This is a genomic window from Vibrio sp. FF145, assembly GCF_041439075.1.
In the GTDB taxonomy this organism is placed as follows: Bacteria; Pseudomonadota; Gammaproteobacteria; order Enterobacterales; family Vibrionaceae; genus Vibrio; species Vibrio tasmaniensis_A.
In genome coordinates, this window is sequence record NZ_JBGONH010000012.1 from 14,335 (window position 1) to 28,064 (window position 13,730).

Consider the following 13,730-nt stretch of genomic DNA (forward strand, 5'->3'; position numbering starts at 1 on the left):
TTTTTGCTTTATATAGAAGAGTAACCTTTAAAATCAGACGAATTCGACAGACTCTTCGTCTAACTGAACGCCGATTTCAAATTTCTTTTGAAGTTCATCAACCAGCTTTTGGTGAAAGGCTTCTTGAGTTCGAGAGACCTCAGCGATCGCCTTTTTAGGTAATGGCAAAGGATCCCAGTTACCATCGATGTTGTATTTACCCGTGTTGTACTTCGCCGAAAATCCTTCTTCCGACTTATCCAACTCCAACCACCAGCCCCAAAACTCACGTTCTTCTGGCGATTTTTTATCGTTCACACACACAGACAAGCAATCAAAAATATAGTGGCCTTCTTCTGATTGCGGCTCCCTTAAGTAAGGGCCTATAGCCTTTAAAACATTTAACAAGCGATAATGCGTAGGTTGTTGTGTCACTTCTGACATATTGAATCTCCATTTCAATGTTAAGAATGACGTTACTCAGACTGTTATACGTAGAAACTACGCAATTGGATTTTATAAATTATTTCTGAGTATCAGGTACTTACTTTGTACACTTTTCATGCTTAACTAATTTAGGAGAAATGTCATCTAAATAATTCATCCTCAAGCCACTTTATCGCCAATTCGAGGGATTGCTCATAACCTTGTGTAATTGACTTAGCTTTGATTTTCTTCGCTTTACCGTAATCACTGTAAATAGCAACCAGTTGGTTATCCATTGGAGGTGATACTGGGTCGCCCTCTAACGCTAATGCCAAGATAGGCACACTGGTTTTACTGTTTGACAGCAAACCTTGTACCTTGAGTGACCACGCCATCAATTGCCCAGAAAGACTATTGATATCAACGGCCCCTTTACCAAGACGTGAAGCCAAAACATCTAAATGCATTTTAGGCATCTGTTTCAGTTTGTCGGCATGAACAAAGATATCGTGAATTGGCGCGCCTAAAGAGATACACGCTTTAAGCTTATGCTGCTCAAGGAAAGATAATCTCACCATCGCATTGCCACCAAAGCGGAAGCCAAACAAGCCGACTTTGTGGTGATCGACCCATGGGATGTTAGGCAACTCATTCAGCACTGCTTGGTGAAGACAAGATGAGTCTTCTGTTAACGGCCAATGTGCACTGTGTCCTATTGATGGCATGTCTACCGTTAACATAGCAATGTTCTTTGGTGCTAAGTAATCCCTAAACAAACGCCACATATCGGTTTGCAAGCTATCTAGACCAGCGCTGACAATCACAACCGGTTGTGGTTTGTCTGTTTTGGTTAGATGCAAGTTCGCTTTGATCTTCTTGTTTTGGTATGGAATATCAATCTGTTTGACGATCAACTTCGTATGCTTAATTGCTTCAGAATAAGCTGCGTTGGCCAACACTTGAGCCTGAGCCGCCAAATTGTCGTTCTTGAGATGTGGGTAGCCAGCAATGCTGAAGCACAACGATGCTGAAAACAGCTCTTCAGCCATTTCTTCACCCTTCTTCTCGTTCGAGCGATTTTGATGCTGCATACCCAGTTTGGTCCATTCGTATGCCCAGTTACCACTTCGGTAACCCATGACCGTATCAAGCCACTCATCGGTTGTACGAGAGTTATCTGATGACGCGATGCGAGCCAATACCGCTTCTTGCTCAATGGGGTTAACGCCTTGCCATACCCACTGAAGACGTCTTAGGTTTCGGTACCATGATGAGTTTTGCTGTTCACGCTTCTCATCCAATAGCGCTTCAGAGCTTGGCATGTATTGTGTCAGCATTGAGGTCTCTTTAGCCTGCTTGTGCTTTACAAACAAGGTTTCCGAAAGGTTCGAGCTCGTTTCTTCTGATTCAGACATTGGGATACTTAATAAGAAATGGTTGTTACTAATCATATAAAAAAAAATGACCCTATAAAGGGTCATTTCTCAAAAAACTAAGTTTACGCTTATTTTGACTTGCGATTTACCGGCTCAACGTAGCTTAGGCTAGTATCCCAAGGTTGCTCAATCCATGTGTCTTGAGCGATATCAACGATGTACTCATCTAGCAAGTCAGCACCAGATGGCTTTGCACACACAGCGATCAGTTTCGCTTTCGGGTACATTTCACGAAGCTTGCGTGCAGTGTCACCACTATCAACAAGATCTTCAACGATTAGGAAGCCTTCGCCGTCACCTTCAGGTGCTTTAACGACGGTCATATCACGTTGGTGATCGTGGTCGTAGCTAGAAATACAAATCGTATCTACGTGACGAATACCTAGCTCACGAGCCAAGATTGCACCAGGAACCAAACCACCACGGCTCACTGCCCAGATGCCTTTCCACTGCTCTGCTGGCATTTGCTTTTCAGCAAGTTGACGACAGTAAGTCTGCATGTTGTCCCAAGTGATAACGAATTTGTTGCTCATAGTATAAAACCTAATAATTTTGTCATGTTATTAGAGGCTACTTCAAACATAGCCTCTTCAGCGATTAAGCAGAAATCTAGACGATTAAGCGAAAGTATATTTAAGAATAAAGATAGCCGACATTACCCACACAGCAGGTGAAACATCGCGACCTTTACCACTTAGCAGCTTAATTGCAGCGTAAGCGATGAAGCCTAATGAGATACCCTCAGCGATAGAGTATGTCAACGGCATAAGCAGACATGTTACCACGACTGGGGCTGCTTCCGTAAGATCACGCCAATCAATACCAACTAGGCCAGACATCATCAAAATTGCTACATAGAACAACGCACCTGATGTTGCGTAGGCTGGAATCATACCTGCAAGCGGTGAGAAGAAAAGAGCCAGTAGGAACAAGATACCAACAACAACCGCTGTTAGACCAGTACGACCACCCTCTGCGACACCCGCAACACTCTCAACGTAAGAGGTTGTATTTGATGTACCTAACAATGCACCAATAGATGTTGCTGTAGAGTCAGCAAGCAGTGCTTTGTTTAAGCGCGGTAATTTGCCGTCTTCTTTGATTAGGTTTGCTTTCGTTGCAACACCAACCAGAGTGCCCGCTGTATCGAATAAATCGACGAACAAGAAAGCGAATACTACTGAAATCATACCGATTTCAAATACAGCAGAGAAATCAAGCTGCATGAATGTAGGTGCAAGACTTGGTGGTGTCGACATGATGCCGCCGTATTGAACGTCACCAATAACAATACCAACAGCTGTGATAGCTAGAATCGCAATCATTACTGCGCCTTTCACGCCACGGTGAACAAGAGCAATCGTAAGGAAGAAACCAAGCGCACCTAGGATAGGAGCAATCGCGGTAATGTCGCCCAGTGAAACTTTCGTTGCAGGGTTAGAAACAACGATGCCAGCATTGCTAAGAGCAATAAACGCTAGGAAAAGACCGATACCTGCAGAGATACCAACACGCAGAGACATTGGGATCGAGTTGATAATCCATTCACGGATCTTAAAGATGCTTAAGAAGATGAAGATCACGCCCGATACGAAAACCGCTGCCAGAGCAACTTGCCACGTATAACCCATCCCCATTACAACAGCGTAGGTAAAGAATGCATTCAAACCCATGCCTGGAGCTTGAGCAATTGGGTAGTTAGCAACAAAGCCCATGATGAAACAGCCAATAGCAGCTGCTAAACAGGTTGCTACAAATACAGCGCCATGGTCCATACCAGCATCAGCTAGAATCATTGGGTTTACAAAAATGATGTAAGCCATTGTTAGGAAGGTTGTTAGACCTGCGATGATTTCAGTGCGCACATTGGTGCCATTTTCACTGAGTTTGAATAGCTTTTCGAACATTATCGAATCCTATAAGGGTAAAAAGTAAACGGTTGCGTAATCGATTGGCTGTGGATTATAAAGTTATCAAATAACAAATTCCAGATAGAATTAAGGCTCTAATCGATCTTTATCAGAATGCCGTATGAAACAGAGCGATTAAAAATAAAAGCATAAATGGAAAATAATTATTAAAAACAAGCAATTAAAATCAAAATTCTCAATATGATTAGTTGGTTGCTTTTTCTACCATCGGCTATTTTCATTGAGAATCTAGCTAATAAATTCCGAATTCAAACCCACAATAGTTATGTATTTTTCAACAGGATCAGTAATAAGGCGCAAATTGATATTTCGGCGTTTAAAAAACAACCATGCAGAACAGCAGGAAAAGTGATAAGCGAAAGCGGTTTGGAAAAGTAGCAGGCAAAAAAAACGCCACTCAAAACTGAGTGGCGGTAGAATCTGTCAACCAAAAGGGTTGTAAAATAATTCCAATATATAGGGGTGAACAAAACTGTTCGAGTTACACGCTTACGGTATTAGTAACCAAAGCTTGTAGGGTATGCAAAGTTGCTAGTGTAAACAGAGCTGTTAAGCCAGAACATTGCAGATGGTAAACCTTTCATAACTATCACCTTAATAAATCAATAAAAAACGAATTTGATTTCTCGGTTCCTTGGAGGCGATAAAACGGACTCATCCTTTGAGCATTTACTCTTCACTTCAGAAGTTGGTTATTAATATACCCTAAAGAAAAAAGATTACAAGTATTTTTTGCTATATGTCACACTTTTGACTATTTGCGGTTATTTTACAAACTCATTTTTGTAATTAAATTACAAAATAGAATTAAACAAACGTTTGCCTGCACCATTTATAAGCATCAATGCGCTTATTTATGATCAGATAGACAAGATCGCTTTCAAAATTTGAGCTATTTGAGGTTTAGAACCGCTACTCGTCAAAACCCTCAAGTGGTATGCTGTTGCCATCAAAACAGACCCATATTTTAGATTTTTGTTCTAGTTTTTTGCCATTACAAAACCTAAATATATGGTTATCAAATAAAAAAGGAGTCATCCGTGTCTGAATTCCATTCTGAGATCAGTAAATTGTCCCCTGCCCCTATTTGGCAGTTTTTCGATAAAATTTGTTCAATCCCGCACCCTTCGAAACATGAAGAAGAACTTGCTCAATACATTATTGCTTGGGCAACAGAGCAAGGCCTAGATGTACGTCGTGACCCAACGGGTAACGTATTCATCAAAAAGCCTGCAACGGCGGGTATGGAAAACAAAAAAGGTGTCGTGCTACAAGCTCACATCGATATGGTTCCACAAAAGAACGAAGACACAGTTCATGACTTCGCTAAAGATCCAATCCAACCATACATTGATGGTGAGTGGGTTACAGCGAAAGGCACAACGCTTGGCGCTGATAACGGCATGGGCATGGCTTCTTGCCTAGCGGTTCTGGCTTCGAACGAAATCCAACACGGCCCTATCGAAGTTCTACTTACCGTAGATGAAGAAGCAGGCATGACTGGTGCTTTCGGTCTTGAAGCGGGTTGGTTAGAAGGCGATATCCTTCTTAACACCGATTCAGAGCAAGAAGGCGAAGTGTACATGGGTTGTGCTGGCGGTATCGACGGCGCAATGACATTTGAAATTGCACGTAACGCGATTCCAGCTGACTTCGTAACACGTAAGCTAACGCTAAAAGGCCTAAAAGGCGGTCACTCTGGTTGCGACATCCACACAGGTCGTGCAAACGCAAACAAACTGCTTGCTCGCTTCCTAGCAGGTCACGCAAAAGAGCTAGACCTTCGCATCGTCGAATTCAAAGGTGGTAGCCTTCGTAACGCTATTCCTCGTGAAGGTTTCGTAACGGTTGCTGTTCCTGCTGAAAACCAAGAGAAACTGGCTTCGCTATACAACTACTACACAGAGCTGCTTTCAACAGAGCTAGGTAAAGTAGAAGACAGCATCGTGACTTTCAACGAAGAAGCTTCTGTAGAAATGGGCGCACTTGCGTCAGCAGACCAAGCTCGCTTTATCGCGGCACTTAACGCATGTCCAAACGGCGTGATTCGTATGAGTGACGAGATTGAAGGTGTTGTTGAAACGTCTCTAAACGTAGGTGTTATCACAACAGAAGAGAACTCAATCACAGTGCTTTGCCTGATCCGTTCTCTTATCGATTCAGGTCGTAGCCAAGTAGAAAGCATGCTTCACTCTGTTGCTGAACTAGCAGGCGCTAACATCGCGTTCTCTGGTGCTTACCCAGGTTGGAAGCCAGACGCAGATTCAGAAATCATGCACATCTTCCGCGACATGTACGAAGGTATCTACGGTCACAAACCAAACATCATGGTTATCCACGCTGGTCTTGAGTGTGGTCTATTCAAAGAACCTTACCCGAACATGGATATGGTTTCTTTCGGCCCAACCATCAAGTTCCCTCACTCTCCTGATGAGAAAGTGAAGATCGATACGGTTGAGCTATTCTGGAATCAAATGGTTGCACTGCTTGCAGCTATCCCAGAAAAAGCATAATTCTATAAGCTATGTATGTTCAATAAATGGTGTTTCTAATAAATAGGGCTCTTCACTAAATAGCACTTTTCAGTAAACACCGTTTATAGACACAAAATAAACAGGTACTCAATGAGTACCTGTTTTTGTATCCAATCTTTGTAGCTATGTACTTGTGACTAAATAAACAATTAAGCGCGTGAAGCCGCGTAGCTTTCTAACTCGTCAATTGAAGTTTGTGCCACTACTTCGCCGTCGATGAAATATGTCACCATCTCACCATCACGAACTCCGATCAATGTCGCACGCTCACCAGACTGGTAAGTGATGTCCATTTGGATCGTGTTTTCGTCGATCTGCTGCATTTGACCTTTCTCAATCATATCAGCACTAGTAATAGGACCTACTGGTGCTTCAGTAAGTGACTTATCAAGCTGATGGTTGATATCAAGGTAAGTATCAATCTTAGTATCAAATATATGCGGTGCACCTGTTAGTGGGTTGCTGCCCGTCCAGAACTCTAGTGAGTTGAATACCAAGTAATCAGCTGCAACTGTTAGACCGTAAGCCGGTGCAAGCAATATGTTCAAACCACCACGAGCGTAACGGTTATCAACGGCTTTAAGGTTGAACTTCATTAGGTAACCCGTTACTGCGTTGCTACCAACACAGCCAGATAAAGCAACAGATACCACCGCTAGTGCTACAACTTTTGAAATTGTTTTTTTCATTTTCATCTCGATATTTGAATTTGGCCGCCAAAAAATGGCGGTGGATAATAGCAACCAACCAAATGACAAATATCAGTGTACTGTCAGAAAAACCACAATTTGAAACACCCTATAATGAGTCAAATTAAAAATGGAAACTTATTTATAGACAACTCCATAGAAAACTTTTGTCGTCACCGTAAACCGATTGATTCGTACTAAAAATCAACGATTGGTACATTCCGTGTTAACGAATTATCACCATGTTGAGAACAACCTAAATGGCAAGACTAAAACCTAATCAACCATTCGAATTACTTGGTTATACTGTTCAACCAGGACAGCGAATGGAGATTGAACTGCAAGCGGCTCAGCTTTACACGCACTCTCCACTTTCGATCCCGATTGAAATTATTCACGGTCGCCAAGCAGGCCCAACACTGATGGTAAATGCGGCTATCCACGGCGATGAGCTAAACGGTGTTGAGATTGCACGACAACTGACCAATGCGATTGATCCAAAGAAACTGAAAGGTACCTTGATTGTTGTGCCTATCGTTAACGTGTTTGGCTTTATCCATAAATCTCGTTACCTACCAGACCGTCGTGACCTAAACCGTTGCTTCCCTGGCAGTGAGAAAGGATCGCTAACATCACGCATCGCTTACACTTTCTTTGAGAATGTGGCGAAGCACTGTGATTTTATTTTGGATCTACACACAGGTGCGATTCACCGTACTAACTTGCCACAGATCCGTGCAAACCTGTCGAACCCAGAAACATTGCGCATCGCAAAAGCGTTCGCAACACCAGTGATCATTGATTCTCCACTGCGTGATGGGTCACTTCGTAGCGAAGCGGAAAAATTGGGGATCCCTGTATTAACTTACGAAGGTGGTGAAGCGTTGCGTTTTGATCACCTAGCGATTCGTGCGGGTTACCTTGGCGTACATCAAGTGATGAAAGAAATCGGCATGCTGCGCCCAAACCGTAAAAAGTTGCCAGAGCCAGTGTTGAGCAAATCCACCAGCTGGATCCGCGCTGAGTCAGACGGTATTTTGCGTAACATGGTGAGACTTGGCGAACAAGTTGAAGCAGGACAAACCCTAGCTTACATAAGCTCTCCGTTAGGTCACCAAGAAGGCCAAGTGATCACAACCAAAGGCGGTATCGTGATTGGCCAACAAACTCTACCGTTGGTGAACGAAGGTGACGCAGTATTTCACATTGCTTACTTCAAACAAGATGACGATGAAGTGGGACAATCAGTTGAGAGCTATATTGAAGAAGTAGCGGAAGATGATTGGCTAACGGCGCTTAACAACTAATCAATGACATGTAGTCACTAGCAAGAAGTGGCTACATTTTCGAAAATAAACTCCACAAACTAAAAAGCCCCAATACACTTTTGACTAGAAAGAAAAAAGTTATATTGGGGCTTTTTTTACTTGTCCCTTATCTTAAAATTAAGGAACCTGTAAATTAATTAAGCGCTAAATTACTCAGCGTCTTCTTGCTCTTCTTCACGAGCTTTTGCGCGTGCTTCACGTGCTTGCTCAGCTTTAAGCTCTTTAGTATGACGTAGTTCGTCACGCTCTTTACGCTGCTCTGATTTACGCTCGTTACGTTCAGCTTGGTTTGCGATGAAAGATGCTAGCTCTTTCTCTGCCCACTCTTGTGCTAGAGCTTCAGTTTCAAAACCAGACTCACGCTTAGATACTGTTGTGCTGCGAGACGTTACTTGACGAGTAATCTCTGCACCCCAACCGTTGCGTTTTTCTGTAAGGCGGATATCAAATTTTTTGTTCTTAGACATGTTCTATTTTTTCCTAAGGGAGATCATTAAGGGATCGGTCAACTTTGATAACTCCATCTAAGTGAGCATCTTTTAACACCATCCCTTGGTAAGCGCGGTATTAGAGCACAAATCAATGAATATTGCTGCAAATATTTGCAGCGGATCACACTCCATTGCTGCAAATCGTTTGTGCCGGATTTCAATGGGTTCGTAACTCTCCGATTCACCATCAACTTCTATGCTATTTTATCGACAACAATGAAATGAACGGTTCTCAAACAGAGATAAATTAAAGCGATAACTAGCTGCGATCAAAAAGGGAAGCTCAGTGCTTCCCTTTAAAAATGTGGCAGAAAATCAATACGCTTACCCCGGATGACCATCCACTCTTGGGGTTAATAACATCATGCCAAACTTCCAGATAAACAGACCAAACGCCAACGTCCATAAACCCGCGCTGATGTTGACCATCTCAAATAAGTAAGCAGGGAAGAAAGTGACACCTAAACTACGAACTAATGCCGCGATAAAGATAGCCGAGAACGCCAGCGCCATGCTTGGTCCTTTATAGATAGCACGGCCTGTGTGCCCCATTGTCACGCGCGTAATCATCGCAAGAATGAGTCCACTCAAACCGCCAATCGCAAACAGGTGCAGCATGTTATGGCTTGCAAATGGGTTATCTAACAAGCCTCTTAGTAGCAAGCTCAAAGGAATGCACAAATAAGCCGCATGCAGTGACCACACCAAAGGCTCAGACAACGTTGTCCAAGGCTTCCAACGAACAAAGCGCACCAACTGAGTCACACCTGCAAACACCATCAACTCATTGCCCACTTGAGCAAAGGTCAACGGGAAGAAGCTCAGCACAAACAACCCAACCAAAGGCAGGTTCGCTAGCCATTCCAACCAAACCAATGGTTGTGCTTTTTCAAAGTCAAAACGACGGGCCGTGAAGAACGGGATAACTCGTCCACCCATCACGGATAATAGCAAGGTAAACCACCATAACATTGCGTGCCATACTGCAGACGATGGGAATGGAGGCATGCCTTTAATCGTCGCGTAACTAGCAAAGTTGGCGACGATAGCCAATATAAACAGCGGCACAAAAAACAGGTTCTTCCAGCCTTTCGATTTCACGACACGGAAACCAATCTCGTAAGCGGCAAAGATCAAGAACAACGCTTCAACCGATGAGATCAACCACAATGGCGCCGGTGTCCAAAATAGAATACGAGGTGCTAGCCACAAACCAACGAGCGCAGCTAATCGATAATGTTTGGTTCCGTTGACTCCCGTCCATGTTTGCACCGCAGTCAGAACAAAACCAACCACAATCGCCATAGAAAAACCAAACAGCATTTCATGTACGTGCCACCAAAGTGCGGGTACTTTTAACACTTCAGGCTGACCATTTTGGAACATGACAACCCAAGCGACGATAGCAATCACGGCATAGAGGCTGCCAAGAAAGAAGAAAGGTCTAAAACCTAAACGAAGATAAGCTGGAATCGCATCTTCTACACTTTTATCTGTGATATTTAACAAACTCATTCCTCATTTCAGATAACAAGCCAAGTGTGGCTTATATTGAATTGCTACCAATAGCCAAATTCAAGGTGCAATAATCATCACCGCAATATTACCTAACACAATGCATGAAACGCGCCAAAGATATAAAACTAATAAAAACAAGCAACAAGGTGTATTTAGAGATCAAAAAAGTGTCAATTAAACATACCACAAAAAGTCGTTTAGACTCGAAAGTGTGTAAAATAAAAAACTACTGACATTTGATGAAGCCAAACATATAGTAAGACTAGTCTCAAATACAAAAGAACAGACAGGGAACGCGATGTATATTTTTGGTTATGGTAGCTTGATCAACTCCTCTTCTCGTCAACTCACAGGTCAAACAGGACAAGCTATTCCTGCGATAGTGCACGGCCTAGTGCGTCACTGGAGTAAAATCGACGACAGCTATGTTTTGTCACCGTTGATCGTCAATCTTGGTGAGGGACAAGTGAATGGTGTTTTGCTTGAGGTCGATGATGTTGCGTTGGCTAAATTTGATCGTCGTGAACGCGGTTATCACCGAATCGAATTGAAAGCCGATCAGATAGAGAGCCAAACTGACTTTATAACGGATCAATCGATCTGGGTATACATCAAAGACGAGATTGAAGCGCCTTGTGAAAACAGCCCTATCGTTCAAACCTATGTTGATACTGTCATGGCAGGATGTTTAGAGGTGTCTGAAAGCTTTGCTGCGCACTTTGTGGAACATACACAAGGTTGGCACCATCCATTAGAAAATGATCGCCACCAGCCGAAATACGGCAAGCTTGCTGGGGTTTCTGATCACCACCACAGTGTGATTGATGGCTTGATACTGACCGTTCGTAGCTAGTTGATACTCATAATTTGTCGGTCTACATAGCTTGTTGCTCTTAGTCAGTTAACTCGACCGTTAACTGTTCTAAATCGAGATTAAACAACTCAAACCTGTAAACACCTAAGAGATTAGAGCTAACTTAGAACAAAAGAAAAAGCGCTAGGGGGAGCTAGCGCTTTAAGACCAACTAAGTCCGTTTAGCCTGGTAGTTTTTTCAGCTATATCATTAGGATATAATCAATTTTTTTACTTAGGTAAATCAAAAATCCTATTCTTTACGACTGCTTTTAGTCGTAAATTAAGTATAGTCGGGTTCTTATAATAAGCCGGATTTTTCTAAAAATAATTCGCATAAAATTGATGACCGAACAACTGCTGCAACTATGCAGCAACCACAGATGAAACGGCTTGTGTAAAAAGCTTCCTAAGTAGCTTATTTTTATCATCTAAATGCTTAGTCTTGCGATAGATGAGCTGTATATCAAAATCAGGCACATCGATAGGTGGCTCCACTGCTACCACGGTATCTTGGTCTTGAATATCATTGCGTGCCACCAGTTTGGGGACGATACACAATAACTCCCTACCTCTTATCAAACGTTTTACTGTTAAAAAATTGCTTGAACATATAGCCACTTTTCGGCTGAAGCCTAATTCAGCCAAACGTTTATCAACGCCAGTCTTTAAAGATCCAGCAGGTGAAACAAGAGCATGCTCGACAGCAACAAACTGTTCTAACGATACCGGCCCCTCAATAGATACAACCGACTTGTCGAATAAACAGACATGTTGCTCTGTGTACAAATGCGTGGTTCGATATTGCTTTGAGACCTCACCAAAACTGCCTATCGCTATATCAAGCTTGGCGTCTTCAAATACTTGCTGATAGTTACTCCGGTTTACATTGAACAGCACGACTTGCGAATTAGGAGAGGATTGCTTGATGAGGTCAAACAATGCTGGCGCGAACATCTGCTCAGCATAATCGGTAAGACCAATCTTCCAAGTCCCTTTATAAGTCGCGGCATCAAACGATTTAGACAGTAACACCTCTGACTGGATGGTATTGAGCAGAGCTTCTACCGTACTGGACAGTTCAATGGCTCGATCGGTCGCCTCCATCTTGCTACCGACACGCTCAAACAGAGGGTCATCAAACAGCTTTCTCAGTCTTTGTAAGCTATGACTCATCGCAGATTGGCTGACATAACAACGTTCTGCCGCCTTACTCACACTGTTGGTTTTATACAGAGCTTGCAGTGCAATCAATAAGTTAAGGTCAATTCCTTTCCAGTTAAAATCAGCCACAAATCAATCCCATATTATTCATAGTTATAATTAAAACAATTAATTTGAATCATAGTTCAACTCCACCTAAATTACGCTAAACATTTATCTGGAATCGATCATGCTTTCAATTTTTAAAACCTTTTTCTGGCTTGGCTGGATTAGCTTCGGTGGACCAGCGGCACACATTGGCTACTTCCGTAAAGCCTTTGTTGAGAAACTGAATTGGTTATCCGACGAAGAGTACGGGCAAATTGTCGCCCTCAGTCAATTTCTGCCTGGTCCAGGCTCAAGTCAGGTTGGCTTCGCGGTTGGTTACAAAAAAGGTGGCTTAACCGGTGCGATTGCCGCATTTGTCGGTTTCACCTCCCCTTCTGTCATCCTAATGTTGATATTGGCCTTAGTGAGCAACCAGTTGTTGGAAGCACCGCTTTTCATTTCAATCATCCACGGACTTAAGCTACTCGCGGTCGTGGTTGTAGCTGACGCCACTTTCGGCATGTACAAAAACTTTTGCCAATCAAAGATAGCAACAGCACTGTGTGTGATAACCGCGATTGTTCTGCTTTTAAGTCCTGGGCTCTTGCCTCAGGTATTAGTTCTACTGTTTGCTGCTATGGTTGGCAGTAAGTTCTTAACCTCGCAAGACTTAAAAACAACGCCTTCGACACATAAGATATCCATAACACCGCTAGTGATTTTTGTAGCACTACTGATTGGTTTACCTCTGTTCAGTGCATACTCTCAAGGCATTGAAGTATTTGGTTTATTTTACCAAGCAGGTAGTTTGGTATTCGGTGGCGGGCACGTGGTTCTTCCTCTGCTACAAAATGGTATTGGTGATCAACTGTCCCAAGATACCTTCCTAACAGGCTATGCCGCTGCGCAAGCTGTACCTGGCCCAATGTTTACATTAGCCACTTATCTAGGCTATGTGTTGATGCCATCGGCACCGATTACAGGTGCACTGCTCGCAACAGTTGCGGTGTTCTTACCGGGTTTCTTATTGCTACTGGCTGTACTGAAGAATTGGCAGGCGATTGCAAGCAAGCCTTTGGTGGCAGGTGCTCTTACCGGTGTGAATGCAGCAGTTGTTGGTCTATTGCTTGCGGCCCTGTATCAACCCATCTTCACAAGCGCAGTGAGCAGCGGCATAGACTTCGCTCTGATCATTGTTGGTGTGTGGTTATTAAAAACCGTAAAGGTCCCGATTGTAGGGTTAGTGGGTGTGTTTATGTTGTTTGGCGCAATTACAGGTTTGGCGATCTAAGCT

The 13,730-nt window shown here is 43.1% G+C and carries 12 protein-coding genes; 4 read left to right on the forward strand and 8 right to left on the reverse strand.

Features of this window, described 5'->3' with window-relative positions; genetic code table 11:
* Positions 1-33: 33 nt before the first annotated feature.
* From crl to ACED42_RS06485, 4 genes are all read right to left on the reverse strand, one after another.
* A complete protein-coding gene (crl, locus tag ACED42_RS06470; RefSeq protein WP_009847473.1) occupies positions 34-423 on the reverse strand; it encodes a sigma factor-binding protein Crl in 390 nt (129 codons plus the stop codon).
* A gap of 143 nt (positions 424-566) precedes the next feature.
* The gene (frsA, locus tag ACED42_RS06475) at positions 567-1,820 is read right to left on the reverse strand and encodes an esterase FrsA (RefSeq protein ID WP_009847474.1); all 1,254 of its coding nucleotides are present in this window, start codon (positions 1,818-1,820) and stop codon (positions 567-569) included.
* A gap of 89 nt (positions 1,821-1,909) precedes the next feature.
* Positions 1,910-2,374 carry an oxytetracycline resistance phosphoribosyltransferase domain-containing protein Tet(34) gene (gene tet(34) / locus ACED42_RS06480; RefSeq protein WP_009847475.1) on the reverse strand — a complete coding sequence of 155 codons (465 nt, stop codon included), beginning with the start codon at positions 2,372-2,374 and terminating at the stop codon, positions 1,910-1,912.
* Positions 2,375-2,458: 84 nt separating this feature from the next.
* Positions 2,459-3,748 (reverse strand): NCS2 family permease, encoded by a 1,290-nt coding sequence (locus ACED42_RS06485; RefSeq protein WP_009847476.1) that lies wholly within the window; start codon positions 3,746-3,748, stop codon positions 2,459-2,461.
* Between the two features lie 1,064 nt (positions 3,749-4,812).
* Between ACED42_RS06485 and ACED42_RS06490 the strand changes: the two genes are divergently transcribed.
* Positions 4,813-6,285 carry an aminoacyl-histidine dipeptidase gene (locus ACED42_RS06490; RefSeq protein ID WP_012604655.1) on the forward strand — a complete coding sequence of 491 codons (1,473 nt, stop codon included), beginning with the start codon at positions 4,813-4,815 and terminating at the stop codon, positions 6,283-6,285.
* 170 nt (positions 6,286-6,455) lie between these two features.
* Here the strand turns inward: ACED42_RS06490 and ACED42_RS06495 are convergent, their stop codons facing one another.
* Entirely contained in the window at positions 6,456-6,995 is a 540-nt protein-coding gene (locus tag ACED42_RS06495) for a DUF3332 domain-containing protein (protein ID WP_041472888.1), read from the reverse strand.
* Positions 6,996-7,255: 260 nt separating this feature from the next.
* On the opposite strand from ACED42_RS06495, the gene ACED42_RS06500 reads away from it, so the two are divergent.
* On the forward strand, positions 7,256-8,302 hold the full coding sequence (locus tag ACED42_RS06500; RefSeq protein ID WP_012604657.1) for a succinylglutamate desuccinylase/aspartoacylase family protein: 1,047 nt from the start codon (positions 7,256-7,258) through the stop codon (positions 8,300-8,302).
* A 170-nt stretch (positions 8,303-8,472) separates the two neighbouring features.
* Here the strand turns inward: ACED42_RS06500 and ACED42_RS06505 are convergent, their stop codons facing one another.
* Both ACED42_RS06505 and ACED42_RS06510 read right to left on the reverse strand, forming a co-directional pair.
* Positions 8,473-8,790: a DUF3622 domain-containing protein gene (locus ACED42_RS06505; protein ID WP_371701896.1), complete on the reverse strand. Its 318-nt coding sequence runs from the start codon at positions 8,788-8,790 to the stop codon at positions 8,473-8,475.
* Between the two features lie 348 nt (positions 8,791-9,138).
* A complete protein-coding gene (locus tag ACED42_RS06510) occupies positions 9,139-10,323 on the reverse strand; it encodes an NnrS family protein (RefSeq protein ID WP_029223481.1) in 1,185 nt (394 codons plus the stop codon).
* Between the two features lie 307 nt (positions 10,324-10,630).
* Between ACED42_RS06510 and ACED42_RS06515 the strand changes: the two genes are divergently transcribed.
* Positions 10,631-11,185, forward strand: a complete 555-nt coding sequence (locus tag ACED42_RS06515; protein ID WP_371701898.1) for a gamma-glutamylcyclotransferase family protein — start codon at positions 10,631-10,633, stop codon at positions 11,183-11,185.
* A 366-nt stretch (positions 11,186-11,551) separates the two neighbouring features.
* On the opposite strand, the gene ACED42_RS06520 is transcribed toward ACED42_RS06515, so the two are convergent.
* Positions 11,552-12,478 (reverse strand): LysR family transcriptional regulator, encoded by a 927-nt coding sequence (locus ACED42_RS06520; protein ID WP_371701900.1) that lies wholly within the window; start codon positions 12,476-12,478, stop codon positions 11,552-11,554.
* A 100-nt stretch (positions 12,479-12,578) separates the two neighbouring features.
* On the opposite strand from ACED42_RS06520, the gene chrA reads away from it, so the two are divergent.
* The gene (gene chrA, locus ACED42_RS06525) at positions 12,579-13,727 is read left to right on the forward strand and encodes a chromate efflux transporter (protein WP_371701902.1); all 1,149 of its coding nucleotides are present in this window, start codon (positions 12,579-12,581) and stop codon (positions 13,725-13,727) included.
* The last annotated feature ends 3 nt before the right edge of the window (positions 13,728-13,730 follow it).

Excerpts from the sequence above, each read along its gene's own strand:
- crl (WP_009847473.1), bottom strand. The coding sequence starts at position 423 with ATGTCAGAAGTGACACAACAACCTACGCATTATCGCTTGTTAAATGTT.
- chrA (WP_371701902.1), top strand. The coding sequence starts at position 12,579 with ATGCTTTCAATTTTTAAAACCTTTTTCTGGCTTGGCTGGATTAGCTTC.
- frsA (WP_009847474.1), bottom strand. The coding sequence starts at position 1,820 with ATGTCTGAATCAGAAGAAACGAGCTCGAACCTTTCGGAAACCTTGTTT.
- ACED42_RS06515 (WP_371701898.1), top strand. The coding sequence starts at position 10,631 with ATGTATATTTTTGGTTATGGTAGCTTGATCAACTCCTCTTCTCGTCAA.
- ACED42_RS06505 (WP_371701896.1), bottom strand. The coding sequence starts at position 8,790 with ATGTCTAAGAACAAAAAATTTGATATCCGCCTTACAGAAAAACGCAAC.
- ACED42_RS06495 (WP_041472888.1), bottom strand. The coding sequence starts at position 6,995 with ATGAAAAAAACAATTTCAAAAGTTGTAGCACTAGCGGTGGTATCTGTT.
- ACED42_RS06500 (WP_012604657.1), top strand. The coding sequence starts at position 7,256 with ATGGCAAGACTAAAACCTAATCAACCATTCGAATTACTTGGTTATACT.
- ACED42_RS06485 (WP_009847476.1), bottom strand. The coding sequence starts at position 3,748 with ATGTTCGAAAAGCTATTCAAACTCAGTGAAAATGGCACCAATGTGCGC.